18 protein-coding genes and 3 pseudogenes are annotated in these 25,339 nt (G+C 68.3%); 14 read left to right on the forward strand and 7 right to left on the reverse strand.

The window, feature by feature from the left end:
* The first annotated feature begins 125 nt into the window (after positions 1 to 125).
* From dksA to ACG00X_RS06930, 9 genes and pseudogenes are all read left to right on the forward strand, one after another.
* Positions 126 to 779: an RNA polymerase-binding protein DksA gene (gene dksA / locus ACG00X_RS06890; protein ID WP_394487315.1), complete on the forward strand. Its 654-nt coding sequence runs from the start codon at positions 126 to 128 to the stop codon at positions 777 to 779.
* Between the two features lie 139 nt (positions 780 to 918).
* Complete coding sequence (locus ACG00X_RS06895; protein ID WP_394487316.1) at positions 919 to 2,697, forward strand: hypothetical protein; 1,779 nt, start codon at positions 919 to 921, stop codon at positions 2,695 to 2,697.
* Between the two features lie 155 nt (positions 2,698 to 2,852).
* Positions 2,853 to 3,419 (forward strand): ATP-dependent protease subunit HslV, encoded by a 567-nt coding sequence (gene hslV, locus ACG00X_RS06900; RefSeq protein WP_394487317.1) that lies wholly within the window; start codon positions 2,853 to 2,855, stop codon positions 3,417 to 3,419.
* Positions 3,416 to 4,729, forward strand: a complete 1,314-nt coding sequence (gene hslU, locus ACG00X_RS06905) for an ATP-dependent protease ATPase subunit HslU (protein ID WP_394487318.1) — start codon at positions 3,416 to 3,418, stop codon at positions 4,727 to 4,729. Before hslV ends, hslU begins: the two co-directional genes overlap by 4 nt.
* Positions 4,730 to 4,772: 43 nt before the next feature.
* Positions 4,773 to 5,579, forward strand: a complete 807-nt coding sequence (locus ACG00X_RS06910; RefSeq protein ID WP_394487320.1) for a potassium channel family protein — start codon at positions 4,773 to 4,775, stop codon at positions 5,577 to 5,579.
* Positions 5,580 to 6,013: 434 nt separating this feature from the next.
* Positions 6,014 to 6,364, forward strand: a complete 351-nt coding sequence (locus ACG00X_RS06915) for a hypothetical protein (RefSeq protein WP_394487321.1) — start codon at positions 6,014 to 6,016, stop codon at positions 6,362 to 6,364.
* A gap of 103 nt (positions 6,365 to 6,467) precedes the next feature.
* Positions 6,468 to 8,822, forward strand: a complete 2,355-nt coding sequence (locus tag ACG00X_RS06920; protein ID WP_394487322.1) for a protein kinase domain-containing protein — start codon at positions 6,468 to 6,470, stop codon at positions 8,820 to 8,822.
* A 113-nt stretch (positions 8,823 to 8,935) separates the two neighbouring features.
* On the forward strand, positions 8,936 to 9,388 hold the full coding sequence (locus ACG00X_RS06925) for an Imm26 family immunity protein (RefSeq protein ID WP_394487323.1): 453 nt from the start codon (positions 8,936 to 8,938) through the stop codon (positions 9,386 to 9,388).
* A gap of 183 nt (positions 9,389 to 9,571) precedes the next feature.
* A pseudogene (locus tag ACG00X_RS06930) lies at positions 9,572 to 9,980 on the forward strand (IS1634 family transposase); the annotation flags it as partial.
* Positions 9,981 to 10,045: 65 nt separating this feature from the next.
* Here ACG00X_RS06930 and ACG00X_RS06935 read toward each other — a convergent pair.
* The 5 genes and pseudogenes from ACG00X_RS06935 to ACG00X_RS06955 all read right to left on the reverse strand — a co-directional run.
* Positions 10,046 to 10,399 (reverse strand): annotated as a pseudogene (locus ACG00X_RS06935) (IS1634 family transposase); the annotation flags it as partial.
* Between the two features lie 962 nt (positions 10,400 to 11,361).
* Complete coding sequence (locus tag ACG00X_RS06940; RefSeq protein WP_394487324.1) at positions 11,362 to 12,123, reverse strand: type III pantothenate kinase; 762 nt, start codon at positions 12,121 to 12,123, stop codon at positions 11,362 to 11,364.
* A gap of 108 nt (positions 12,124 to 12,231) precedes the next feature.
* The gene (locus ACG00X_RS06945) at positions 12,232 to 15,000 is read right to left on the reverse strand and encodes a nitrate reductase (protein ID WP_394487325.1); all 2,769 of its coding nucleotides are present in this window, start codon (positions 14,998 to 15,000) and stop codon (positions 12,232 to 12,234) included.
* Between the two features lie 24 nt (positions 15,001 to 15,024).
* On the reverse strand, positions 15,025 to 15,813 hold the full coding sequence (locus ACG00X_RS06950; protein WP_394487326.1) for a type IV pili methyl-accepting chemotaxis transducer N-terminal domain-containing protein: 789 nt from the start codon (positions 15,811 to 15,813) through the stop codon (positions 15,025 to 15,027).
* Positions 15,814 to 15,824: 11 nt separating this feature from the next.
* Positions 15,825 to 17,084: pseudogene (locus ACG00X_RS06955) on the reverse strand (NAD(P)/FAD-dependent oxidoreductase); the annotation flags it as partial.
* A 224-nt stretch (positions 17,085 to 17,308) separates the two neighbouring features.
* Here ACG00X_RS06955 and ACG00X_RS06960 point away from each other — a divergent pair.
* Positions 17,309 to 19,057 (forward strand): bifunctional protein-serine/threonine kinase/phosphatase, encoded by a 1,749-nt coding sequence (locus ACG00X_RS06960; RefSeq protein ID WP_394487327.1) that lies wholly within the window; start codon positions 17,309 to 17,311, stop codon positions 19,055 to 19,057.
* Between the two features lie 64 nt (positions 19,058 to 19,121).
* Here ACG00X_RS06960 and ACG00X_RS06965 read toward each other — a convergent pair whose 3' ends face one another.
* Positions 19,122 to 20,384, reverse strand: a complete 1,263-nt coding sequence (locus ACG00X_RS06965; RefSeq protein WP_394487328.1) for an MFS transporter — start codon at positions 20,382 to 20,384, stop codon at positions 19,122 to 19,124.
* Between the two features lie 186 nt (positions 20,385 to 20,570).
* On the opposite strand from ACG00X_RS06965, the gene ACG00X_RS06970 reads away from it, so the two are divergent.
* From ACG00X_RS06970 to ACG00X_RS06985, 4 genes are all read left to right on the forward strand, one after another.
* Entirely contained in the window at positions 20,571 to 21,818 is a 1,248-nt protein-coding gene (locus tag ACG00X_RS06970) for an ANTAR domain-containing response regulator (protein ID WP_394487329.1), read from the forward strand.
* A gap of 117 nt (positions 21,819 to 21,935) precedes the next feature.
* Positions 21,936 to 22,832, forward strand: a complete 897-nt coding sequence (locus tag ACG00X_RS06975; RefSeq protein WP_394487330.1) for a dioxygenase family protein — start codon at positions 21,936 to 21,938, stop codon at positions 22,830 to 22,832.
* Entirely contained in the window at positions 22,829 to 23,539 is a 711-nt protein-coding gene (locus ACG00X_RS06980; protein ID WP_394487331.1) for a response regulator, read from the forward strand. Before ACG00X_RS06975 ends, ACG00X_RS06980 begins: the two co-directional genes overlap by 4 nt.
* On the forward strand, positions 23,533 to 24,858 hold the full coding sequence (locus tag ACG00X_RS06985; RefSeq protein WP_394487332.1) for an ATP-binding protein: 1,326 nt from the start codon (positions 23,533 to 23,535) through the stop codon (positions 24,856 to 24,858). Before ACG00X_RS06980 ends, ACG00X_RS06985 begins: the two co-directional genes overlap by 7 nt.
* Here ACG00X_RS06985 and ACG00X_RS06990 read toward each other — a convergent pair.
* Positions 24,749 to 25,276: a cupin domain-containing protein gene (locus tag ACG00X_RS06990; RefSeq protein ID WP_394487333.1), complete on the reverse strand. Its 528-nt coding sequence runs from the start codon at positions 25,274 to 25,276 to the stop codon at positions 24,749 to 24,751. The genes ACG00X_RS06985 and ACG00X_RS06990 overlap by 110 nt on opposite strands.
* Positions 25,277 to 25,339: the final 63 nt, after the last annotated feature.

The raw sequence follows: 25,339 nt of genomic DNA on the forward strand, positions 1-25,339 counted from the left end.
TGTGCGTCGGTGGGCGGATCGACATGGCTACAATCCGGCGCGCTCAAAGTTGGGCAGCAGGCTGGAAAGCAGTGGGATCAAGGTCTGACACCGCGCCGATGCAAGCCCTGAGTGAGGAGAAGACTGTGAGCAAGACCCCGGCCCCCAAAGCCGCCGCCGCGCCCGCCAAGGGCAGCAAGACGGCCTCCAAGACCGAAGCCGGCAACGACGTTGCGACCCTGGACGTGCCGGCATCGACCAATCGTTTCGCGGACCGCTTCGCGCCGCCCAAGCCGCCCGTGCGCGGCGCTGGTGCGGCCGACGATGCGCCGCGCGTGGCCGCCAAGGGCGACCCCAAGCTGGTCAACGCCTGGAAAACCAAATCAGGCGCCGAACTCAGCGACGCCGAAGTCCTGGCCATGCCGGACTCGGAGTACATGAACGCCAAGCAGGTGGAGTTCTTCCGCGCCAAGCTGGAAGGCCTCAAGAACGAGGTGCTCTCCAATGCCGGTGAAACCACCGAGCACCTGCGCGAGGACACCACCATCGTTCCCGATCCGGCCGACCGCGCCACGATCGAGGAAGAGCACGCGCTGGAACTGCGTACGCGGGACCGCGAGCGCAAGCTGCTGAAGAAGATCGTGCAGTCCATCGGTCGACTCGACAGCGGCGACTATGGCTACTGCGACGAGACCGGCGAGCCCATCGGTCTGGGCCGTCTCATCGCCCGCCCGACGGCGACGCTGTCGCTCGAGGCGCAGCAACGTCGCGAGCTCAAGCAGAAGATGTTCGGCGACTGAAAAAGGCCATCGTCCAGGGCAGTTCTTGGACGATTCCCGGGTGGGGTGGCGGTGCTGGGGGCGTTAAGCTCCCGGTGTTCCGCCTGGATGCAGCGCACCGGCGGCGCGCTGGCGTAGTCGATAGAGGGATATTCCGCACATGACCGAGTCCAAGCCCGCAGACCCCAAGGAAGGCGACAGTTTCTTCCGCAAGGTGGCGCGCTTCGTGGCCAACCCGACCACGGATTGGGCCGAGATCAACTCGCGCCAGGACGACCCCGAAGGCGATCTCGCCAAGGCCGAGCTGCGCGCCATGGTGGAGCGCAAGCGCCGCAACGACTTCGTGCGCAAGCGCGAGCTCGACATGCTGCGCCGTATCCGCCGCGAGGGCCTGACCCCCGACCAACTGGCCGCGCTGGCCGCGTCACCGTCGCGCATGGGTGACGATGAGCGCACCAGCGAGCTCAGCTCCAAGATCGATCTCGGCGTGAAGGCCAAGATCGACGAGATCGAGCAGCAGATGGTGGGCGAGAGCTTCGCGACGACGCAGGCGGTGCCCAACAAGCACTCAGGCTTCTACGACGCCAGCACACGGCCGGCCGCGTTTGCGCCAACGGCCAGCACGCCCGGGGGCGACGTCGCCGGAGCGCGTGCCAGCGGTTTCGCCCCGCTGCCGGAGACGCAGCGGCCTGCTGCGCCGACGCCGCATGTTCCGGTGCGCATCGGCGCAGGCGTGCCGCCGCAGCTCGCCGCAGCGGCCGCCGTTCAGCCGCCGGCTGCGGTGCCGCCGGCCCGCCCGCCGGAGCTGCCGCCACTGGATCTGTCGTTCACGCTGGCGGACCCCAGCGCGCCGATGGAAGTGCAGGAGGTGGTGCACGACCCCGAGCTGGACGAGGCGGTCATCGCGTTCGCGAATGCCGACTATGAGCACAGCGAGCACGCGCTGACCGAGCTGGTGCGCCCGGGCGGCAGCCGCCACAAGCATGGTGAGACGTGGTTGGTGCTGTTCGACCACTACCGCGCCACGGGCTCGCAGGGCAAGTTCGAGGCGCTGGCCGTCGAGTACGCGCACGACTTCGGGCTGTCCGCGCCGCAGTGGTTCTCGATGCCCAAGCTGCTGGCGGAGTCCACGCGCCAGGCCAGCCGCACGCCGATGGGCAAGTCCAGCCAGATCAGCTGGACGTCGCCTTCGCTGCTGACGGCGGAAGACGTCACCAACCTGCAGCGGCGCTCCGAGACTTTGCCGATGCCCTGGGTCTTCGACTGGAGCCTGCTGGACGAAGTCGAGATCGAGGCCGCCATCCAGTTGCGCGAGCTGCTGCACCGCTGGGCGCCGCAGTCCGTCGACCAGCGCTGGGTGGGTGGTGCGCATCTCCTGGACCGGCTCAAGGAGCTGGCCCCTGTCGGTGAGCGCGACACCGACCCCGCGTTGTGGATGCTGCGCCTGGAGGCGTTGCGCCTGGCAAACCGTCCCGACCAGTTCGACGAAGCCGCCATCGATTACTGCGTCACCTACGAGGTGTCGCCGCCGTCCTGGGAGCGCGCCAATTGCCGGGTGCGTATCGGCGGCGAAGGCGCCTCCACGAACAGTGCGCCGAGCAGCTCGATGCAGGGGGAAGCACAGTCCAGCTTCCTGGACAGCGGCGTCGCCGAGGCCCACATCGCTCAGCTCGACCTCATGGGCCAGCTCAGCGGCGACATCTCCGACACGCTGGGCATCATGGCCAAGGAAGTGGGCGATGCGGGCCTGATCAACATCAGCTGCACCAAGCTGATCCGCCTGGACTTCATGGCGGCGGGCGACCTGCTGAACTGGGTGCTGACGCGCCGCAGCGAGAACCGGTCGGTCGTCTTCAGCGATGCGCACCGCCTGGTGGCCCTGTTCTTCGGAGCGATGGGCATCAACGAGCACGCGAAGGTCAAGGTCCGGGTGAATTAGCCCACCCCCTACGCGCTGACGCGCGCCCCCTCAAGGGGGCACTGCCGACGGCCCGGCAAAGCCGGGTCCGTGGCAGTCGCTGGGTCAACCAGCTCGTGGGTTGGGTGATTTCGCAACCTTGCGAAACTCGGGCTGGGCCTTATCTGGAACAGCCTATGTCTTCCGATTCTTCTGCTGCCGTCTATCACGGCACCACCATCGTCTCGGTGCGCCGCCAGACGCCTACCGGCTGGCAGGTTGCCATCGGCGGCGATGGCCAGGTCACGCTGGGCCACACCGTCGTCAAGGCCAGTGCCCGCAAGGTGCGCAAGCTCTACCGGGAGCAGGTGCTCGCGGGCTTCGCCGGCGCGACGGCCGATGCCTTCACGCTGTTCGAGCGCTTCGAGGCCAAGCTGGAAAAACACCAGGGCCATCTGGTGCGCGCCGCCGTCGAGCTGACGCGCGACTGGCGCACCGACCGCGTGCTGCGCCGGCTGGAGGCCATGCTGGCCGTGGCCGACCGGACCGCCTCGCTCATCATCACCGGCAACGGCGACGTGCTGGAGCCCGAGCAGGGCATCGTCGCCATCGGCTCGGGCGGCGCCTATGCCCAGGCGGCAGCCAAGGCGCTGCTGGCCAACACCGAGCTGAGTGCCGCTGACATCGTCAAGAAGTCGCTGGAGATCGCCGGCGAGATCTGCATCTACACGAACCAGAACCACACGCTGGAGGTCTTGGAATGAGCTCGATGACGCCTCAGGAAATCGTCTCCGAGCTGGACCGCCACATCGTCGGCCAGCAGGCCGCCAAGCGCGCCGTGGCCATTGCGATGCGCAACCGCTGGCGGCGCCAGCAGGTCGACGACAAGCTGCGCGGCGAGATCACGCCCAAGAACATCCTGATGATCGGCCCCACCGGCGTCGGCAAGACCGAGATCGCGCGCCGCCTGGCCCGGCTGGCCGGTGCGCCGTTCATCAAGGTCGAGGCCACCAAGTTCACCGAGGTGGGCTATGTCGGCAAGGACGTGGACTCCATCATCCGCGACCTCGTCGAGGTGGCCGTCAAGCAGGAGCGCGAAGGCGCCATGCGCCGCTGCCAGACGCGCGCCGAGGACGCCGCCGAAGAGCGCATCCTCGACGTGCTGCTGCCCGGTTCCGACGCTGACAACCCCACCCGCCAGAGCTTTCGCAAGAAGCTGCGCGAAGGTCAGTTGAACGACAAAGACATCGAGCTGGACCTGCTGGCCCCCAAACCCACGCTGGAGGTGCTGACGCCCTTCGGCAACCAGCCCGGCATGGAAGACATGGCCGAGCAGTTGAAGGGCATGTTCGGCCAGTTCGGCGGCGGGCTGAAGAAGACGCGCAAGCTCAAGATCGGCGAGGCCATGAAGCTGCTCGTCGACGAGGAGGCCGCCAAGCTCGTCAACGAGGAAGAGATCCGCGCGACGGCGCTGGCCAACGCGCAGGAGATGGGCATCGTCTTCATCGACGAGATCGACAAGGTCGCGTCGCGGCAGGAGAGCGGCGGCGCCGAGGTGTCGCGCCAGGGCGTGCAGCGCGACCTGCTGCCCCTGGTGGAGGGCACGACGGTGTCGACCAAGTACGGCCTCGTGAAGACCGATCACATCCTCTTCATCGCCAGCGGCGCCTTCCACTTGGCCAAGCCCAGCGACCTCATTCCGGAACTGCAGGGGCGCCTGCCCATCCGCGTGGAGCTGGACTCGCTGTCCGTGGCCGACTTCGAGGCCATCCTGAAGAGCACGCACGCCAGCCTGGTCAAGCAATACCAGGCCTTGCTGGCGACCGAAGGCGTCACGCTGGACCTGCGCGACGAAGCCATCCGTCGCATCGCGCAGATCGCCTTCGAGGTCAACGAGCGCACCGAGAACATCGGCGCGCGGCGGCTGGCGACCGTCATGGAGCGCCTGCTCGACGAGATCAGCTTCGACGCGCCCAACCGCTCGGGCCAGACGTTGACGCTGGATGCGGCGGCCGTCGAAGCCAAGCTGGGCGCGCTGGCGGCCAACGAGGACCTGTCCCGCTTCATCCTTTGAGCCAGCGCAAGCCAGCCGCATGGCTGGCGCGCTAGGCTGGGGCATGACCCGGCCTGCCTCCTCCCGCGCCTGGGGGCTGGCGCGGCCCCCGGGGTCAAGCGCGGCCGCCAGCCGCGAGCTCATGCGCTGGCGCTGGCCGGTGCTGGCGGCGCTGCTCAGCACCATCCCTGCGTTCTACATCGAGCTGCTGGAGCAGTTGCCGACCCCCGCGGCCACGGCGCTCTACGTGCTGGCTGCCGGCGTGCTGGCGCTGGCGTTGTGGCGCGTGTCACGCCGGCTGGATCACCCGCGCCAGCACCTGCGCCGCAATGCGCTGGACTTCGCGCTCATCGCCGGCTTCCTGCTGTCGGCGCTGCTGCCGGCGAGCACCGGCTCGCCGCTGAGCCTGGCCATCCGGCTCGGGGTCGCGCTGCTGAGCCTGGTGCGCATCGTGTGGATGCTGCGCCCTTGGCTGACGCGTGGGGGCCTGGTCTATCTGCTGGTGCTGGCCTTCGCCGTGCTGTGCTTTTGCGGCGTGGGCTTCTGGGCCCTGGAGCCGCACGTGCCGACGCTGGGCGATGGCCTGTGGCTGGCCTTCACGACGGCGGCGACGGTGGGTTACGGCGACATCGTGCCCAGCACGCCGGCCTCCAAGATCTTCTCCGTGTTCGTCGTGCTGCTCGGTTATGCCGTGCTGTCGCTGGTGACGGCGGCCATTGCGGCCATGTGGGTGGAGACGCGTGTGGAGACCACCGAGCGGCGCCTGGAACGCGACATCCTGCGCGAGATGCATGCCGAGATCAGCGCGCTGCGCGAGGAGGTGGCGGCGCTGCGCCGGGGCGCTGGCGATGGTGGTCAGGCGGACGGGTAGCGGGCTGGGCGAGCGGGTCGAGCCGTTGTGAGCGTGGTCGGTTTGGTGCCTGCGATGGTTGGACGCCTCTCGGCCAGGAGCGGCCGGTGACGACGGACTACTCCATGGCGGCCCCGGGGCTTGTGGCTCGCGCATCAGCTGTCGAGTTAGCGTCGCCACCGCCGAAGCCGACCTGATGCGACGACCTGGCACCAGGGTTCTCCGCGTGAGCGACGGGCTACTGGCAATGGCAACATTCATGCGCCCACAGGCCGGCGTCATCCCTCGACCAGTTTGTAACCGGCGCGGCATTTATGCGGGGGAATAGCACCCGATTAGCAGCGCGGCGGGCCGGAGGAAATTTATATGCAACAAGCACTTATCCCGGCTGCCGGGCGACCCGTTACTGCGCGGGTTTGTATGATAAACCGCGCCGTCCTTCGGTCTACAACACGTTGGGCATCACCATGAATGTCGCGAGTGGCGTATCAGAAAAAGTTGAGCAGCAAGCCCTGGCTGCGGTGGCCGTTCACCCTTTGCACGTGGAGGCAAAGTCCTGGGCGCACTGTGTCAGCGATGTGTTCGAAGAGGCCAAGACATTCGTTGAACGATTGCGCCTTACGGATGAGGAGAAGGCGGCAGTTCAATCAGCTCTTCAGGATGTCAAAACGGTACTTGTGGTGAGCTACTGGACTGCTGAAAGAAAGCCGGAGCCAATGACTGGCGGCGGAAAGCACTATGCGTTTTTCGTTCATCCACAGTCGTTTGTTGTTCTCCATTCAGCGGTGGGAACTTGGCGTTCATAACTAGTCCCGTGTGCATGCCCAACCCTTCGCTGCAGCGGAGAAGCCCAGCACCAGACTAGCTATCCCGGCACTCAGCATCTAGCCAAACAACTCGGGAGGAGAAATGAGCAACGTTGACCTTGAGGCTCTAAAAGTCGAGTTCTCAGAGAGAAGTCGGCCGATTGTTTTCTGGACAGGCGCGGGCCTTAGCGCCCCAGTGATTCCGTCTTGGTCGGGGCTTAGAGACCATCTGTTGGCGTATCTAAAGGAACACGCCAAGTCGCTCAACCCCGCTGATCAGCGCGAGCAGCTGCAAGTGCATTCACAGATTAAGGACACGAAAGACCTTTGGGTTGCATTTGAGCGTCTTGAAAAGGCGATCGGGCGGGAAGCGTATGTCCAAAGAATAAAGGAATGCCTTTCCCAAAGTGAAAGGGGAGCGCTTCCGCAAGCGCACACGCGCCTCTGGGAGCTTGCGCCGACCGGCGTAGTTACCCTCAACCTGGATCTGTTCACTCAGCGCGGTGCCGGCTCACACCCTACAAATGCGATTCCGATTCAGATCCATCCAGGCAAGTTCACGGAGCATCTAAACGTACTGCGGGAACGGAGACCTTTCATTGCCTACCCGCACGGGCACCTAGACAACCCGAATCTCTGGACATTCACAAAGTCTGAGCTGGAAAAGCGGCTAGCCGACTCCCGATATGTCGAATGGTTAAACGTGCTGTTTCGTGCGAGCACAGTAGTCTTTGTAGGCGTCACCGCGGACGACATCGCGATTGGCAGCCCTATCGAGCGAATTGCTAGCAATCGCATCCCCTTAAGCGGCCACTTCTGGCTAACCGCACGCGACGACGTTGCGGCGGATCAGTGGGCCGGTAGCCACGGTACTCGTGTCATCCGATATGACAACAAGACACGCGACCACTCCGAGCTGCTTCATATCCTCCACGGATTGCGCTCCCCTATACGACAGGAAGACCCCGCAAAGGAACGCCCCGTCTTTCCACGGTCGGCTCTACCTGCAATCACTGAACTCCCAGATCCCGACACCCTCGCCGCAGAGCCAGACGAAAGAAAGAGGCAGCTGCTCAACGCCCGCGCCAAGCAAATACTCCAGAACCCTGATGAATCCGCTAGAGACAGCGAGTACGCGGACTTTCTTCAGCGATACGGGCGCTCAGTCTATGGCGCCTGGTACGCATCACCAGTCCCTGGGGAGAATGAGTTTCTCGGATATCACCTAATGTCCGAAGTTGACGGTGGTGCTTTTGGCACTGTCTTCAAAGCAACAGATGCAGAGGGCAACACGGTAGCGATCAAGATTCTCAAGTCTGAGAACTTTAGGAAGCCAGGGTTTCACAGGAGCTTTCGGCGAGGCGCGAACTCGCTGCGAATAATTACAGAAAGAGGCATCGACGGCGTCGTTGAATTCATTGATGCAGCCGAAATCCCTCCGTCAATCGTGATGAGTTGGAGTGACGGACAGAGTCTCATCCAACTTGTTGAGTCAGGTCAGGTTTCCGATTGGATGGAAAGAGTAGAAGTCGCGCTTCAGCTAGCCTCCATACTGAAGATCTGCCACGGCCTGCCAGAGCGCGTGTTCCACCGTGACCTGCGCCCGGCGAATGTGATGATTGAGAACTCATTCGACAGTCTTAGCGAATGGAAGGTAGTCGTCCTCGATTTCGATCTGTCATGGCATAAGGGCGCAGAAGACCACTCAATCATGCACTCGCCCGCGTTTGGCTACTTGGCACCAGAGCAGCGCCAAAAGGGAAAGTTCACGACTCGAAATGCGCTGGTTGATTCGTACGGCTTTGGCATGTCGATGTACTTCTTGTGCACTGGGAAGAATCCTTTTCCAGATCAGCATTTGCATGTGAACTGGACCCAAGACCTGTTTAGACAGCTTGAAAGCAAGAGATGCTCGACTTGGGTAAGCCTTCCTCGTCGATTGGCGCGGCTCATTCAGAACGTCACACAACATGAGCAATCGGCAAGAGCGACCATGAGTCAAATTGAAGGCGAACTCGAGTCGCTTCGATCTGCACTGTCAACGGCAGCAAAGATCCAGATCGTTGATGTCATAGCAGAGGAACTCGCGGCTCGAACTGAGCACTTCCATGGCTACGCTTGGTCCGATGCTGAGTCCAAGGCAAGTTTTACTTCCGCTAGCGGTTTGAGCCTTAGTTTGCAGGCATTGTCTGGGAAAAGAATAATTCAATTCACAGCTGCTTGGTCGAACAGTGGCGCCCAGGACTGGAACCATATTGATCGGATGCTCTCGCAGGCACTTCCAAAACTTACCGACTCATTGAGGAAGGTCGCCGAGCACGTTGACGTAGACAAGGCCAGGCGCGCGTTCTCTGTAACGGCGCAGATCGACGCCGATAGGGTTCGTTCCGATCCTGCCGAAGTCGCAAAGGAGTTGGATCGAGCAGTAGAGCACGCCACCTCTATTGCGAACTTCTAGCGCGGCACACCGCTCCATCTTGCTACGCGCGCCGATGCCTAATCGGGTAGCAGCAGGCGGCGGAGTTTTGCGGCGCGGGCTGCCGAATAAACCAATAGTTGGGCGTCACACGAATGAAGAAGCAACAGCGCGTCGTGGGAGCGGTACTGGCCGTGCCACTTGGCGACGAGACGACCTGCTACGCAATCACGCTACACGAAGCTGATTTCGCGTTCTTTGAAGCGCGTACTAGCGACGCGTCACCACCAGACGATCTATTGGAAAGACCCGCTCCGTTCCGAGTCGCAGTCCACAAGTCAGCGTGGTCAAACGGTCGCTGGCTGAGGGTAGCTAAGGTAGAGCTCCCCGAGCAATTCAGGCGGTCGGAACCAAAGTTCATGCAAGACGCGCTCAACCCAGGTCAGTTCCAAATCTACGTTGGAGGAGAAATTCGACCTGCATCACGTGCAGAGTGCGAAGGCCTCGAACGGGCGGCTGTATGGGATCCAGAGCACGTGGAGTCGCGTCTTCGTGATCACTATGCTGGCGTACCAAATCAATGGCTCGAATCCCTTCGCCTAAAGTGACGCCCAACCCTTCCATCGAGAGGGACACCCGAGTTCGACACCAAACAGCCGTTTCGAGCGTTTTCCGCCAGCTGGTCCATTTGGAATCAACAACTTAGGCGCGCATTGGTCGATTTTCTGTAGTGGCACGTTTGCTTATTTGGCGTGTTGGCACGCTGCCGTTGACTTGACTACACTCGCGCCATGTTCATCAAGCTCACTCGATCTGGTTCGCGCACCTACGCGCAGCTGGTCGAGTCCTTCCGCGATGAGCTTGGCAAGCCCCGCCAGCGCACCGTCGCCACGCTGGGCCGCGTCGATGAGCAGGATGGCCAGGTCGATGCGCTGCTCAACGGCCTGCTGCGCGCCAAGGGGCGCCCCGTCGGTGCAACCGAGGGCACCTCAGGTGCGCTTCGAGTCGGCACTGTCGCTGGGCGATGTCTGGGCGCTGGATGCGCTGTGGCACGAACTGGGCTTCGATGGCCTGGCCGCTGTGTTCCGGCGCGCACGCTTCACCACCGCCGTCGAGGCCGCCATCCGTGTGATGGTCTTCAATCGGCTGTGCGATCCAGAGTCCAAGCTGGGCGTGCTGCGCTGGCTGCAGACCGTGAGCCCCCGAGTTCGACACCAACCGCCGTAAGTGCCTGATCCGTATAGGCTGGCCCTTCGGAATTGCCACTACAGCAGGGTCAGTTGGGTGTCGATGGTCGGTTTCTTGATGCGAAGTGCGGCCAGGGCTTGAGTCTGGCGGGGTTGAACGGTGGACACGCCGTGGATGGGCGCGCTGCCGTCGATGCTGACGGTGTGACGCTGGATGCGGCGCAGGTCCGCCAAGGCGGCTTCGGGTGACAGCTCACTGCCAGCCAGCTTCAGGCGCTGGCGCATCACGCGGTACAGGATCAGCGCCATGAAGCAGATGCTGGCGTGGGCCTTGATGCGCTCGGGCAGGCGGTGGAAGACCGGGGCGATCTCGAGCTCGGACTTCAGCACCTTGAAGCCGCGCTCGATGTCGGCCAGCGCCTTGTAGCGCCTCTCATGTCAAACGTCGAACATCCGGTTCGCGGCGGCTCCCTTGGCCCAGGCGTACTTCTGCTTCGGGTCGACAGCCGGTACTGAATGCCTACTTCTTGAACGCGAGAGTCCAGGCACCCGTTGGGTGCTCGCCTCGCTCACGCCATGCGCTTACATGCTGACCGCAGACCGCGTTGCTGGCTGTTGGCATCCGCGTGAGGCCCAGCCGGGATTTCGTCCCGGCGGCCGACCTACTTTCTTGCGCGCGCAAGAAAGTAGGCAAAGAAAGCGCCCCTGTTCCGTCGCCCCATCGCGATGCGAAGGGGTCCCCTGCGTGCCATGCCGCTTGCATGCGGCACGGCGTTCGTCAGGCGTCGCGCAGCACGCAGGTGCTGCGCTCGGTCCTGTCTCACTGCGTCGGAGCCCAGGGCCGCGCCGAACTCACTTCGCTACGCTGCGTTCAAACAGGCGGCGCGAAGTCAGAGCTTGAGGCTCGCTGCGCTCGCGCCCTGGGCTCCTGCGCTTCTCGGCTCCTCCAAAGGGGAACCCCGGAACAGTCAACAGCCAAGCCCCGAAGCCGGCTGCCGCGAGGTATTCGTCTTGCCCCCTTTAGCACCGCCGAGCAGCGCAAGGCCTTGAGGGCGTGCGCGAAGCGCACTTCGTGAACTGACTCCGCGCAACTGTTTGAGCAGAGCGTAGCGGCGCGAGTTTTGCGCGGGCCCTCAAGGCCTGAGCAGCGCAGGGAACCCGCAGCTTTGCTGCGGGCGGTGCGGTCGGGGGGAGCTCTTTGCCTACTTTCTGGCGGCCCAGAAAGTAGGTCGCCCGCCGGGGCGAAATCCCGGCGCGATGCAACGGGTCAAGCCGATCGTCGCCAAAACATCCTCAACAGCGCGCACCGAAAGGCGCGCCATGCGGACGGCTGTCGGTGCTCACCGCACTCGACCTGCCGCCATGGCCGACGCCTGCACGCCGTTCGGGTGCGATCAGCCGCGGGCCTGCAGCGCCAGCAGGCCGTCGAAGATCAGGCCTTCCACCAACTCGTGGGCGACGTCCAGTGCCGGCGCCACCTTCCAACCGGCGCCGCCGGTCATCAGCAGCAGCGGCTCGCGGCCCTCGCGCTGGCGCAGCAGACGGTGCATGCGTTCGATGGCGCCGGTGATGGCGAAGGTGCCGCCGGTGGTCAGCGCGTCGCTGGTGTTGGTGGGGAAGCTGCGTACCTCGCCGGTGGGCACGCGCAGGCCGGCCGTGCCGCCTTCGAGCGCGCGCAACATGATGCCGTGGCCCGGCAGGATGAGGCCGCCGAGGAACTGGCCGTCGCTGGAGAGCGCGTCCACCGTGACGGCGGTGCCCACCATGACGGTCAGCACCGGCCCGTCGAAGCCGCGCTTGCGCGCATGCGCATGCGCGCCGATGACGGCCACCCAGCGGTCGGCGCCCAAGCGCGTCGGGTGGTCGTAGCCGTTGCGGATGCCGGCGGCCTCCGCCGAGGGCACCACCCAGCGCGGCGTCAGGTCCCAGTGCTCCATCTGCTCCTCGACGCGGCGCCGCACGGCGTCGCCGGCCACGTTGCTGCCCAGCACGCGGTCGGGGGCGGCCAGGCCGCGCCAGTCCTCCTCGGCGAGTCGGTCGATGTTTTCAAGGAAGACGGCGCCATGCTGCAGCGGCGCGCTGCCAGGCGCGGCGTCGTGGGCATAGAGGGCCCATTTGAGCCGGGTGTTGCCGATGTCGATGGCCAGGAAGCTCATGGCGGACGGGGCGTGGACGATGGGCGCGAGCCTACCAGCAGGCGCGGCGTTCGCGGCCATCCCGGCCCGGCGGGCCATTGCTTGGTTCAGGCGTGGTTCCGGCGCGGTTCAGGCCGGCGCCGAGGCGGTGGCGGGCTCGGGCGTGGCGGCGACGAGCCGGCGCAGCGTCGGCAGGCAGGAGCCGCACTGCGTGCCGCAGCGCTTTTGCGCCTGCAGCTGCGCCAGGCGTTGCGCCGGGCTGCCGCTGCAGTGGCTCAGCGTCAACCGGATGACGTCCTCACGCACATCGAAGCAGTTGCAGACCTGCGTGCTGGCCGGTGCGCCGGCACTGGTGGGCGGTGCGTCGGGCGACAGCAGCCAGCGGCCGGCTGCAGACGCCGCCGTGCGCGCGCGCCAGAGGTCCACGAGCCAGGCGCCTTCGTCGTGCTGGCCTATGCGCAGCAGGGCCTGCAGCGGCGCGGCTTGCGGGTCGCTGCGGCCGTCCAGTGCAAGCAGGCGCAGCCGGGCGCGGCCGGCGTCGGCGTAGCGCAGCACGGCCGGGCCGCTCAGGCCGAGGATGACGGTCAGCTCGTCGACGAGGTCAGCGGCCGGGGGCTCGGCGCAGGCGGCCTCGAACGCCCATCCCGCCAGGCCGTCACGGCCGGGCTCGGGCAGGCAGTGCGCGTAGCCGAAGCGGGGCATCAGTGCGCGCAGCCGCTCGCGCAGCCGGGCGCCGTCGTCGGCGGCGACCCAGGCGCAGGCGCTGAGCCGCCAGGGCAGCTCGGCCGTCTCGATGGCGACCGCGCTGAATTTCAGCTCGGGCTGCTTGGAGTCGGGGCAGAAGCTGCCCTGCGTCACCGCGTTGATGCCGCCTTGGGCGCCGACGAATTCGTCGCCCCAATGCATGGCGATGTCTGCGCCGGTGGGCGCGACGTTGCCGTCCAGCTTGAGCGGCAGCACCAGCTCGCCACGGCGGGACCGCACGCGCACCAGTTGCCCGTCGGCGAGTGCGGCGCGAGCGGCGTCGGCCGGGTTCAGGCGCACCAGCGGCCGGCCTTCGTGCGCGAACAGCCGTGGCACGGTGCCGCTGCGGCTCATGCCATGCCATTGGTCGCGCAGGCGGCCGGTGGTCAGCGCGAACGGGCGTTCGTCGCTGGTGGCCTCGGCCGTCGGCTCGTAAGCCCTGGCGACGAAGCGGGCCCGGCCATCGGCGGTGGCGAAGCGGCCGTCGGTGTAGAGCCGGGCTGTGGGGCCGTCGACATAGGGCCACTGCTGCGGGCCGTCGGCATCCAGCGTGGCCCAGCTCAGGCCGGTGATGTCGAGGTCACGGCCCCGCGTGGCGGCGCGGTGCTCCAGCCACAGGTCTTCGGCGGTGCGGGCCTGCAGGCGCGGCTTGCGCCCCAGGCCGGCGTCGATGAGCTGCGCGATGTCCTGCACGATGCGCCAGTCGGCGCGGGCCTGGCCGGCCGGCGGCACGGCCTGGCGCACGCGGCTGATGCGGCGCTCGCTGTTCGTGACGGTGCCGTCCTTCTCGCCCCAGGTGGCGGCGGGCAGCAGGTAGTCCGCGTAGCGGGCCGTGGCAGTGTGGGCGAAGGCCTCCTGCAGGATGACCAGCTCGCAGCGCGCCAGCGCCTCGCGCACCACCGCCTGGTCGGGCATGGATTGGGCGGGGTTGGTGCAGGCGATCCACAGCGCCTTGAGCTCGCCGCGGGCCGCCGCCTCGAACATCTCGACGGCGGTGTGGCCGCGCCGGCCGGGCAGGTCTTGCGGTGCATCGAGCCCCCACAGCGCCGCGATCTCGGCCCAATCCTCGCCGCTGGCGGGGTCGCGGTGGCCGGGCAGCAGCGTGGCCATGCCGCCGCTCTCGCGGCCGCCCATGGCGTTGGGTTGGCCCGTCAGCGAGAACGGGCCGGCACCGGGGCGGCCGATCTGGCCGGTGGCGAGGTGCAGGTTGATGAGCGCGGTGTTCTTCGCGGTGCCGGCGCTGCTCTGGTTCAGGCCCTGGCAATACAGGCTGAGCGACGACGGCGCGTTGGCAAACCACTCGGCGGCCTGCCAGAGGTCGGCCTCGCGGATGCCGCAGACCTCGGCGGCCCGGGCCGGCGGCCAGGCGTCGACGAGCGCCTTCAGTGCGTCGAAGCCAGCCGTGGAGGCGGCGATGAAGTCGGCGGCTATCCAGCCGCGGGCGATGACGGCATGCAGCAGGCCGTGGCTGAGTGCCACGTCGGTGCCGGGGCGGATCTGCAGGTGCAGGTCGGCCAGCTCGGCGGTCTCGGTGCGGCGTGGGTCGACGACGATGAGCTTGTGGCCGGGTTTGTCGTTGCGCGCGGCCTCGAGGCGGCGGAACAGGATGGGGTGCGCCCAGGCCGGGTTGGCGCCGCTGACGAGGATGCAGTCGGCCAGCTCGATGTCTTCGTAGCTGCAGGGCGGGGCGTCGGCGCCCAGCGACTGCTTGTAGCCCACGACGGCCGAACTCATGCACAGGCGCGAGTTGGAGTCGATGTGCGGTGTGCCGATCACCGCGCGCGCGAGCTTGTTGAACGCGTGATAGTCCTCGGTCAGCAGCTGGCCGGAGATGTAGATGCCGATGGATTCGGGGCCGTGCGCGGCGCGGATGGCCAGCAGCCGCTCGGCAATCTCGCGGTTGGCCTGCTCCCAGCCGATGACCTCGGGCGTGGCGCCGCGCGCGCTGCGGCGCTGCGGGTCGCGCAGGCGCTGGTGCTGCAGGACGACGGGCGTGGCCGTCAGGTGCAGGTTGGTGCCCTTGGTGCAGAGCCGGCCGAAGTTGGCCGGATGCGCCGGGTCGCCGCGCACGCCGGTGATCTGCCCGCCGTCGTGCTCGATGACGACGCCGCAGCCGACGCCGCAATAGGGGCAGGTGGACTGGGTTTCGTTCATGCGTGGGACCGGTTGAAGGGGGTGTCAGGCCTGGCGCAACTGGCGCGCGAATTGACCCGTGACCGTCTCCATGACGGACAGCAGGTGTTCGCTCGCGACAAAGACTTCGGTGGCGGCCTTGGGCCCCTGGCTCTGGCCGCTGAGCGCCGCCTGCAGGAAGATCCACTGGCCCTGGGCCAGCTGCAGGTTGGCCTGGATGGCCGCCGTGGTTTCGGGGGCGCTGGTCAGCAGGCGCATGGCGGCCTCGAATTCGGTCTGCGCCTTGGCCATCTCCTGGCGCGCCAGGTCGGGCCGCGCGCCTTCCTGGTCGGCCAGGAAGAACAGCGCCAGGCGTTGCGACAGCATGCGCTGGCGCCCCGCAACGTTGACGAGTTTGGCGCCGGGCTCGCCCGACCGCGCCTGCAGCTGGCCGGTGGCGACATGGGCCAGGCTGAGCATCTCGTTGGAACTCTTCAGCAGGTCGTTGACGTGCTCGCGACTGGGCGCACTCTGCAGCAGCGCGCGGTAGTCGACGAAGCGATGCTGCATGGCCTTGTAGCTGCCGGCGATCTCGGGCGTGGGTGCGTAGGCGAGCAGTTCGGCGAGCTGGCCCTCGAAGCGCTTCTCGCTGGCGGCCAGCACGCTGCGCGCGCGCGTGGCCAGCTCCGGCAGCAGCTGGCCCAACCAGGCCTTGCCCATGCGCTGGCTCAGCATGCGCTGGGCGCCGGCTTTGTCGATGGCATCGCCCAGCTGCTCGATGCGGGCCTGGGCGGGAGATTGGGTGCTGGCCAGGGTGAGGCCGGCCAGCAGTGCACAGCGGCGGGTGATTTTCATGACGGGGCTCATGCAGCGGCGCGCGAGGCGTCGTTGGCGGCGGTGTTGGCGGCGTGTTCGCCGAACATCAGGTGGTCGCGGATGTCAGCGATGTTGCGGCGTTCGCGCAGCAGCTTGAAATACCAGCTGCCGTCGGTGGTGTCGCCGTACAGGCAGGCGCCCACCAGGCGGTCGTTCTGGATGACCAGCTTCTTGTAGATGCCGGCGAGCGGGTCGCTGAGCACGATGGCTTCCGTGCCGGCGCCGCCGGCGAAATTGCCGGCGGAAAAGAGGTCGATGCCCGTGACCTTGAGCTTGGTGCTGACCTGCGAGCCGAGGTAGCGGCCGATGCCGACCTGCGCCAGGTGCGTGGCGCAGACCTGGCCCTGCTCGAACAGCGGTGCGACGAGGCCATAGGCGACGCCGCGGTGGGCGGCGCATTCACCCACGGCGTAGATGCGCGGGTCGGTCACGGTCTGCAGCGTGTCGGTCACGACGATGCCGCGCTGGCAATGCAGGCCGGCCTGCTCCGCCAGCGCCGTGTTGGGCCGCACGCCGGCGGCCATGACGACGAGATCGGCCGGCAGCTCGAAGAGCCGGCCCTCGGCGTCCTTGAGCTGCACGGCGCGCACGCGGCCGTCTTCGCCGGGCAGCAGCGCCTGGGTCTGCGCGGCCAGCGCGAACTGCAGGCCGCGTTCGGTGAGGGACTGGCGCAGCAGGTCGGCGGCCACGGCGTCGAGCTGGCGCTCCATCAGCGTGCCGCTGAGGTGGACGACCGTCACGTGCATGCCACGCTGCACGAGGCCGTTGGCGGCTTCCAGCCCCAGCAGCCCGCCACCGATGACGACGGCGTGCCGGTAGCGCGTGGCGGCGTCGATCATCGTGTTGGTGTCGGCGATGTCGCGGTAGGCGATGACGCCGGCCAGCTCCCGGCCCGGGACCGGCGGCACGAACGGGCTGGAGCCGGTGGCGATCAGCAGGCGGTCGTAGTGGGCCACCGTGCCGTCGGCAGCGACGACGCGGCGATGCCGACGGTCGATCTCGGTGACCGGCGTGCCCAGGTGCAGCCGGATGCCGTGTTCCTCGTACCAGGACAGCGGGTTGAGGATGATCTCGTCGAGCGTCTGCTCGCCGGCGAGCACCGGCGACAGCAGGATGCGGTTGTAGTTCGGGTGCGGCTCCGCGCCGAAGACGGTGATGTCGTAGAGGTCCGGGCTGATCTTCAGCAGCTCTTCGAGTGTGCGGACCCCGGCCATGCCGTTGCCGATCATCACGAGCTTCATCTTCTTCATGCCGTACTCCTGGTCTGCCACTTGCTTCGCAAGGCATGTGCCAGCGATGAAGCTGGCCTCCAGCCCGGCCGCAGCGTGAACAACGCCCAGCGGCGCCCCACGCCGAAGCGTCAAATGGCCCGGTGCGGGTGCGCTCATCCCTGAAATTGCACCAGGAGCGTGCTTCGGCGCCGCGCGGGCCGGCAGCCTGCCCTTCTTCACCTCACTCTTCCACCCCCTCGCGCATGCGCTTTGAACTCGACTCCGGCCTGTCCAGCCTGCAGGGCAGGCGGGCGCGCAACGAAGATTTCGCGGGCGTGCAGGCGCCGGCAGCACACGAGGCCGAGCGCGGCTGGGTGGCGGCGCTGGCCGATGGCGTCAGCGGCGCCGAGCCGGGGCAGGGCGAGGGGCTGATGGCGGCGCAGACCTCGGTCATGAGTTTGCTGCGCGACTTCCACGCGGTGCCGGCCGATTGGGACAGCAGCGTCGCGCTGGACCGCCTGCTGGGCCACCAGAACGCCTGGCTGGCCGCCTACAACCGCCGGCCCGGCGCCGACGGCCGGCCGCGCGAGGCGCTGACCACGCTGACGGCGCTGGCGCTGCGCGGCCGCCGCTACGCGCTGGCCCATGTGGGCGACAGCCGCGCCTGGCTGCTGCGTGGCGGCGAGTGCCTGCTGCTCACGCAAGACCATCGCATGGAGCGCCGCGACTTCGCCGGCCTCACGCGCGCGCTGGGGCTGGACGACGCACTGCGGCTGGACCACAGCGCCGGGGAGCTGAAGGTGGGCGACCGGCTGCTGCTGACCAGCGACGGCGTGCATGGCGTGTTGCCGGCGCGGCAGATCGCGGCGCTGTTGCGCGCCACGCCCGGTGCGCAGGCGGCGGCCGATGCGCTGACCGCTGCCGCACTGGCGGCCGGCGGCCACGACAACGCGACCGCGCTGGTGCTCGACATCCTCGGCCTGGCCGACCCGGGCATGGCCGACCTCGCCGCGCTGGGCGAGGCGCTGCCCAGCCCGGGCCCGCTGGCGGTGGGCGCCGTGCTCGACGGCTACCAGGTCACCGCGCTGGTGGCCGACAACGGCGTGCACCGGCTGCTGCAGGCCAGCGAACTGGCCACCGGCCGGCTCGTGGCCCTCAAGATGCTGCATGCCGGCCGGGCCGACGACCCCCAGGAGCGCGCCATGCTGGCGCACGAGATCTGGCTGGGGCTGCGGCTGGCCGACGCGCCGCGCCACCGCCGCCGGGCCGGCAGCCCGGGCTTCGTGCGCGTGCATGCGCCGGCCGAAGGGGCGTCGCACTTCTATGCCGTGTTCGACTGGCATGCCGGCCGCACGCTGGAGCAACTGCTGGCGCAGGGGCCGCTGGAGGCGTCGCAGGTCATCGCGCTGGGCGGCGCCCTGGCGCAGGCGCTGAGCCTGCTGCACGCCGCCGGCATCGTGCACCGCGACATCAAGCCCGCCAACCTGCACCTGGGCGACGATGGCCAGTGGCGCCTGCTGGACCTGGGTGTGGCGCTGAGCCCGCGTGCGCCGGCCGCGCTGCGCGAGCTGCATGCCGGCACGCCCAGCTACATCAACCCCGAGCAGTGGCAGGACCCGCCGCTGCCCGCAGACGCGGGCTCGGACCTGTTCGCGCTGGGCGTCACGCTCTACCAGGCGCTGACCGGGCGTTTGCCGTACGGCGAGGTGGAGCCCTATCAGCTGGCGCGCTACCGGCGCGACCCGGTGGCGGTGAGCCGGCTGCAACCCAGCGTGCCGGTGCCGCTGGAGCGGCTGGTGCTGCGCGCCGTGGCGCGTGAGGCCAAGGCGCGCTTCGAGACGGCCGACGAGTTGCAGCTCGCGCTGGAGCGCCTGGCCGCGCGTGACCAGGTCACGCCGCCGCGCCCGGTGCGTGCGGCCGCCGACCCGGCGGTGCCCTGGCAGATCGCGCTGGCGATCTCGGTGCTGCTGAACCTGCTGCTGGTGTACTGGCTGGTGGCGCTGCCGCACTGACGGCGGCGGCGGCGGGGGATGGGCGGTTGGACCGACCCGCCGCCCGCGCCCCGTGCAGATGAGGTCAGGCGCGCTGGTAATGCACCGGGTCGTCGGTGTTGTCCGTGGTGGCCGGCGCCATGTGGCGGGCGCGGCCGCCTTTTTCGGCCCAGGTGCGCGTCCAGCGGATCTGCACGATGCGCAGCATGGCCAGCATCACGAGCGACAGCAGCGCGAATGCGACGAAGCCCCAGAGGTAGCTGCCGGTGTGCTGCAGGCTCTGGCCCATGGCATTGGGCAGGAAGCCGCCACCCAGCGCGCCGACCTCGCCGATCATCGAGCCCGCGACGGCGGTGGTCAGCGGCCAGCGCAGCGGCACCAGCTGGAAGAGGGCGCCGTTGCCGGCCCCGAACGCCGCGAAGCACAGCATGAAGAGCAGCGTGGTCAGCACCAGCGACTGCCCGGCCATGCCGCAGGCCAGCAGCGACACGGCCACCAGCACCAGCACGCCCGTCAGCGTGGCAACGCCGCCGATGCGGTCGGCCAGCGCACCGCCGGCCACGCGCACGGCCGAGCCCATCAGCGTGGCCAGCATGGTCAGCTGGCCGGCCTCCACCTTGGTGACCTTGAACTGGTCGTAGAAATACGTGGGCAGGAAGCTCGCCAGGCCGATGAAGCCGCCGAAGCTGACGATGTAGATCAGGCTGAATGCCCAGCCGTCCTTCTCGAACAGGCAGCTGACGTGCTCGCGCAGGCTCTGGTGCTCGCGATCGGGCGGTTCCTTGGCGGCCAGCCACATCACGGCCATCGGCAGCAGCATCGTCAGCGCGGCCAGGCCGTAGACGGTCTGCCAGCCGAACTTGGTCGCCAGCGGCGGCGCGAACAGCACGGCCAGCACCGTGCCGGAGTTGCCGGCGCCGGCAATGCCCATGGCCAGGCCCTTGTAGCGCGGCGGGTACCAACCCGAGCCCAGGCTCAGCGCCACGCCGAAGCTGGCGCCGGCAATGCCCAGCAGCACGCCCATGGCCAGCACGGAGTCGTAGCTGCCGACGAACAGGAAGCCGAAGGTCAGCGCGGCCACGATCAGGCCCATCTCCACCATCGCCGCGTTCTTGCGGCCGATGTACTGCGCCAGCACGCCCAGCGGGAAGCGCATCAGCGCGCCGGCCAGGATGGGCACGGAAATCATGAAGCCCTTCTGGGCGGGCGACAGCGCGAAGGCCTCGCTGATGAAGGGCGCCATCGCGCCGTTCAGCACCCAGATCGCAAAGCAGAAATCGAAATAGAGGAACGCAGCCAGCAGCGTGGGCCAGTGGCCGGCGCGCTTGAAGTTTTGCAGGGCAGACATCTCGGGCTCCAACAGGCATGCCGAGTGTGCGCCCGCCAGTCGCGAGCCAGGGCGGCGCGGACGTTCGGCGGGGAGGATGCCTGCACCATTGCCTGCATCGACCTCGATACTTGCAAGCCTCGTGCCCGGCTGCTTCCGGCGCTTGGCCTGCTTCTTGCGCCTTTTTGGGGCGCGCCCGACTAACCGATGCCCGACACCCTCGCCACCCCCTCGTCTCCATTGCTGATCTGCCACCCGGCGCCGCCCCCTCAGGCGGCCGATCTGGAGGCCCGGGGCTGGCGTTTGTGCACCGCCACGGCGCTGCCGCCGGCGGTCGACCCGGCCGGGTTGGGGCTGCTGTGGTGCCCGGATCGCACCGCCTTGGCGCAGTTGCTGCACCCGGATCGGGCCTGGCAGCTGCCGTCGCTGTTGCTGGCACCAGCGCTCGAGGCGGCCGAGCGCGACGCGGCGCTGGCCCGTGGCGTGCTGCAGTGGCTGCCCGCCGAGGTGGACGCCGCGCTGCTCGATGGCGTGCTGCGCTGGACCGCCGCGCTGGCCGCGCAGCAGCAGGCGCGCGACAGCGCCGCCCAGGCCAAGCTCGACGAGCGCAAATGGACCGAGCGCGCCAAGGGCCTGCTGATGCAGGCGCGCGGCATCGACGAGGCGGCGGCGTTCGCGCTGCTGCGCAACACGGCGATGCAGACGCAGTCCAAGCTGCCCGAGGTGGCGCGCGGTGTGGTGCACACCTCCGAGCTGGCCGAGGCGCTGGAGCGCGCCGGTGCCCAGCGCATGCTGAGCCAGCGCCTCGTGAAGCTGCAGGCGCTGCGCCAGTGGCCGCGGCTGGCGCCGCCGGAGCGCCGGGAGGCGCAGGCGCTGCTGGACGCGTCCACCGAGCGCGTGACGGGCAATCTCGCCCGGCTGGCCGAGTTGCTGCGCGACGACCTGGCCGACGAGCTCAGTGCCGTGGCGGCCGCGTGGGCGCAGCTGGAGGCGGCGCTGTCGGGGCGCCAGCCCGACCTGGCCCGCAGCGACCGCGCCGCCCAGCGGCTGCTGGACAGCAGCGAGACGCTGGTGGCGCGGCTGTCCGAGCGCGCTGGCCAGCGGCCGGTGGGGCTGCTGGCCCAGGTCACGCGGCTGCGCCTGCTCAGCCAGCGCCTGGCCAAGGAGGGCCTGCTGGCCCAGGTGCAGCCCGGCCATGACACCAGCGGCCTGGCGGCGGGCCTGGACGAGTTCATCAAGGCCTACGACGCCGTGCGCGCCGCGCCGCTGGCCGGGCCCGCGCTGCAGCCGGCCTTCGCCGAGGTGGACGAAGCCTGGCTCGTGCTGCTGCGCGGCCTGCGCGTGGAGCAGGGCGATGCCGTGCAGCGCATGCACCAGGGCAGCGAGCGGCTGCTGCAGGCGCTGGAGGCGTTGACGAGGGCGTTGCAGGGGTCGTTGCAGTTGATCCTGGGGTGAACCGGGCGCGCTTGCCTGCTGCGGTGGGCGGGGCATGTCGAGTTGGACACAATCTGTCGATGCCCTCGATACATCGGCCCGCTGCAATGCGTCCATTCCACTGTTGAAGGAGACGCCATGCAGCACGACCAACACGACCACGACCTGGGCCTGGCCCATGACCTGATCCGCCTGCAGCAGCAGGCCCTGGAGCGCCGCGCCGCGTTGCGCTGGCTGCTGGGCGCCGGTGCCGCGTCGCTGGGCGGCGCGGGCACGCTGGCGCTGGTGGGTTGCGGCGGTGGTGGCGACGACAGCAGCGCCTCGTCGTCCGGTTCATCGTCTTCCTCTTCCGGCTCGTCGTCCGGCAGCACCGGCAGCAGCAGCACGAGCTGCTCGGTCATCCCGGAGGAGACCCAAGGCCCCTATCCGGGCGACGGCTCCAACACCGCCAACGGCAGCATCGCCAATGTGCTGACGCTGTCGGGCGTCGTGCGCAGCGACATCCGCAGCAGCATCGGCGGCGCCACCGGCGTTGCCACCGGCGTGCCGCTTCAGGTCATCATCGAGCTTGTGAACACCAACGCGTCCTGCGCCGACCTGTCCGGCTACGCCATCTACCTGTGGCATTGCGATGCGCTGGGCCGCTACTCCATGTACTCCAGCGGCGTGACCGGCGAGAACTACCTGCGCGGTGTGCAGGCCACCGGCAGCGACGGCACGGCGACGTTCCAGACCATCTACCCGGGCTGCTACGCGGGCCGCATGCCGCACATCCATTTCGAGGTCTACCGCAGCGCCAACTCGGCCAGCAGCTACAGCAACAAGCTCAAGACCTCGCAGCTCGCGTTCCCGAACGACATCAGCACGGCCGTCTACGCGACCAGCGGCTACACGGGCAGCGCCACGAACCTGTCGCAGATCAGCTTCGCGACGGACAACATCTTCAGCGACGGCTATTCGCTGCAACTCGCGACGCTGACCGGCTCGGCCAGCGCCGGCTACGTCGCGACCCTCAGAGTCGGGATCTCCGCATGAATGGACATTGCCTCGTCGTCGACGATGACGCCGAGATCCGCACCAGCCTGAAGACCTATCTGCAGGGATTCGGCTGGCTGATCAGCACGGCGGCCGACGGTGGTGGCATGCGGCAGGCCATGGCGGCCGCCAAGCCCGATGTGATCGTGCTGGACCTGATGCTGCCCGGCGAGGACGGCCTGGCCTTGCTGCGCTGGCTCTCCACGCAGCCGGATTCGCCGCCCGTGCTGATGCTGACGGCGCGTGGCGACACGATGAGCCGCGTCGTGGGCCTGGAGTTGGGCGCGGACGACTACCTCGCCAAGCCCTTCGAGCCGCGCGAGCTGGTGGCGCGTCTGCAGGCACTTCTGCGGCGGGCCAACAAGGGCACGCCCGCGCAGGACGACACGCGCACGCTGCGCTTTGGCCGCTGGCGCTTCGACCGGCTGGCCCGCCAGCTCGTCAGCCCCGACGATGTCGGCGTGGCGCTGTCGAGCGCCGAATTCCGGCTGCTGGCCGCCTTCGTGCAACGGCCGGGGCGTGTGCTGACGCGTGACCAGCTCATCGAGCTGACGCGCGCGCCCGGCGTGGAGGTCAACGACCGCAGCATCGACCTGGCCGTGTCGCGGCTGCGCGCCAAGCTCGGCGACACCGCTCGCGAACCCAGCGTCATCCGCACCGTGCGTGGCGAGGGCTATCTGTTCGACGCCGAGGTGAGTGCGTGCTGAGCCGCCTGAAGTCCTGGGATCGCCTGGGGCTTCGCCTGTTTCTGCTGATGTGGGGGGCGCTGGCGTTCAGTCACCTGGTGGCCTGGTTGATGCTGTCGCAACTGCTGCACGGCAACCTGGGCATGACGCCACCCGCGGGCGGCCCGGCGCCGATGCGCGCCGACGGCCCGGGCCGCCCGCCGGCCGGGCCGCTGCGTGGTTTCGGGCCGGGCGGGTTTCGCGACGAGGGCGCCGAGGACTTCGGCGACGGCCGCCCGCCTCCGCAGGACGGGCCCCACAGGGCACCGCCAGCCGGCCGGCAGGCGCATCTGCCCACCTTCCCGTCGCTGCCGCCCAACCTGCCGTGGAACGCCAGCCTCATCGACTACGGCGTGCGCCTGCTCATCATCGCGCTGGCGGCCTGGTGGGGTTCGCGCTGGCTGGCGGGCCCGGTGCGCCGGCTCGTCAGCGCCGCGCAGCGGCTCACACCCGCGCTCACGCAGGGGCGGCCGGCGCCCAGCCTCGACGAGGAGCACGGCACCCGCGAGGTTCAGGAGGCCGCCGTCGTGTTCAACCGCATGGCTGCCGAACTGAGCGGACAGTTCGAGGAGCGCGGCCTGATGATCGCCGCCATCTCGCATGATCTGCGCACGCCGCTGACGCGCATGCGCCTGCGGCTGGAGACGGGCGAGGTCGAGCCTCGGGTGCGCGACCGCTGCATCGACGACCTGCGCGAGATGAACCGTCTTGTCGAAAGCGTCATGGAGGTGTTCCGCCCCGCCGACATGGCGCAGCCGCAGCGTGTGGATCTGTCGGCGCTGGCGCAGTCGGCCGTCGACGACCTGGCCGAGACGGGCCTGACCGTCAGTTTCGACGGGCCGCCCGCCGTCGTGCGTGCCGACCCCGTCTCGATGCGCCGCGTCATCGACAACCTCATCGGCAACGCGCTGCGCTATGCGGGCAATGCGCGGGTCTGCGTGCAGCTCACCACCGACGCCATTCGGCTGGTGGTGGACGACGACGGCCCCGGCATTCCCGAGGCCGAACTGGAGCGGGTGCGCCAGCCATTCCGCCGTGTGGAGAGCTCGCGCAACCGCGAGACCGGCGGCACCGGCCTGGGCTTGTATATCGCGCAGCAGCTGGTGCGCCGCCAGGGTGCCGTGCTGGCGCTGAGCAACCGGCCGGAGGGCGGGCTGCGGGCGGAGGTGGTGTTCTCCGGGGGCGTGAGCATTACGGCAGTCGGCCTGCCTGGTGGCAGTGCGCGGCGCCGATCAGCCTGGCCTGAAGGCCACGTGCGGCGCAGAACGCGCGGTAGTCGGCCATGCGGTCGGCCGTGGTGATGCGGCGCTGCACGCGGCCGTCGGCGCCCACGTAGTCGACATCGCCGCGCACGACGACATGCAGCACCAGCACGTCGTCGCCCACCGCCTCCCAGCTGTCGACATTGCCATCGGGCTCGAAGACGTAGTCGCCGGCCTGCACCAGCTGGCCGTCGTCGAGCCGCCGGCTGCCCTGCAGGTTCAGGCCGTGCACCTCGCCGTGGTGACGGTGCAGCGTCAGCCGTGTGCCGGGCGCGACGCGCATGAGCTCCACCCAGCCGCCGCCTTCGGCCATGGGCAGGAACTGCAGCGGAAGCGACCATTTGCCTACGCCTTCGGGGATCCACGCGTCCAGCCCGGCGCGCGTCATCGCCGCGCGGACGTGGGCGTGGACATGGGGTTGCAGGCCTTCGAAGGGTGGCAGATCGGTGGGGGTCATGAGCAGCCTCCAGGGAGTGAAGGCCTTAGAGTGCCGGGCTGGATGGCTCCTTCAAAGGGCCAA

Origin of the sequence: Pelomonas nitida (genome assembly GCF_043555975.1) — a bacterium.
Taxonomy (GTDB): domain Bacteria; phylum Pseudomonadota; class Gammaproteobacteria; order Burkholderiales; family Burkholderiaceae_C; genus Pelomonas; species Pelomonas nitida.

Coding starts and splice junctions, on each gene's coding strand:
- ACG00X_RS06980 (WP_394487331.1), top strand. CDS start 22,829: ATGAATGGACATTGCCTCGTCGTCGACGATGACGCCGAGATCCGCACC.
- ACG00X_RS06945 (WP_394487325.1), bottom strand. CDS start 15,000: ATGAACGAAACCCAGTCCACCTGCCCCTATTGCGGCGTCGGCTGCGGC.
- ACG00X_RS06975 (WP_394487330.1), top strand. CDS start 21,936: ATGCAGCACGACCAACACGACCACGACCTGGGCCTGGCCCATGACCTG.
- hslU (WP_394487318.1), top strand. CDS start 3,416: ATGAGCTCGATGACGCCTCAGGAAATCGTCTCCGAGCTGGACCGCCAC.
- ACG00X_RS06970 (WP_394487329.1), top strand. CDS start 20,571: ATGCCCGACACCCTCGCCACCCCCTCGTCTCCATTGCTGATCTGCCAC.
- ACG00X_RS06990 (WP_394487333.1), bottom strand. CDS start 25,276: ATGACCCCCACCGATCTGCCACCCTTCGAAGGCCTGCAACCCCATGTC.
- ACG00X_RS06960 (WP_394487327.1), top strand. CDS start 17,309: ATGCGCTTTGAACTCGACTCCGGCCTGTCCAGCCTGCAGGGCAGGCGG.
- ACG00X_RS06895 (WP_394487316.1), top strand. CDS start 919: ATGACCGAGTCCAAGCCCGCAGACCCCAAGGAAGGCGACAGTTTCTTC.
- ACG00X_RS06965 (WP_394487328.1), bottom strand. CDS start 20,384: ATGTCTGCCCTGCAAAACTTCAAGCGCGCCGGCCACTGGCCCACGCTG.
- ACG00X_RS06925 (WP_394487323.1), top strand. CDS start 8,936: ATGAAGAAGCAACAGCGCGTCGTGGGAGCGGTACTGGCCGTGCCACTT.
- ACG00X_RS06910 (WP_394487320.1), top strand. CDS start 4,773: ATGACCCGGCCTGCCTCCTCCCGCGCCTGGGGGCTGGCGCGGCCCCCG.
- hslV (WP_394487317.1), top strand. CDS start 2,853: ATGTCTTCCGATTCTTCTGCTGCCGTCTATCACGGCACCACCATCGTC.
- ACG00X_RS06940 (WP_394487324.1), bottom strand. CDS start 12,123: ATGAGCTTCCTGGCCATCGACATCGGCAACACCCGGCTCAAATGGGCC.
- ACG00X_RS06950 (WP_394487326.1), bottom strand. CDS start 15,813: ATGAAAATCACCCGCCGCTGTGCACTGCTGGCCGGCCTCACCCTGGCC.
- ACG00X_RS06920 (WP_394487322.1), top strand. CDS start 6,468: ATGAGCAACGTTGACCTTGAGGCTCTAAAAGTCGAGTTCTCAGAGAGA.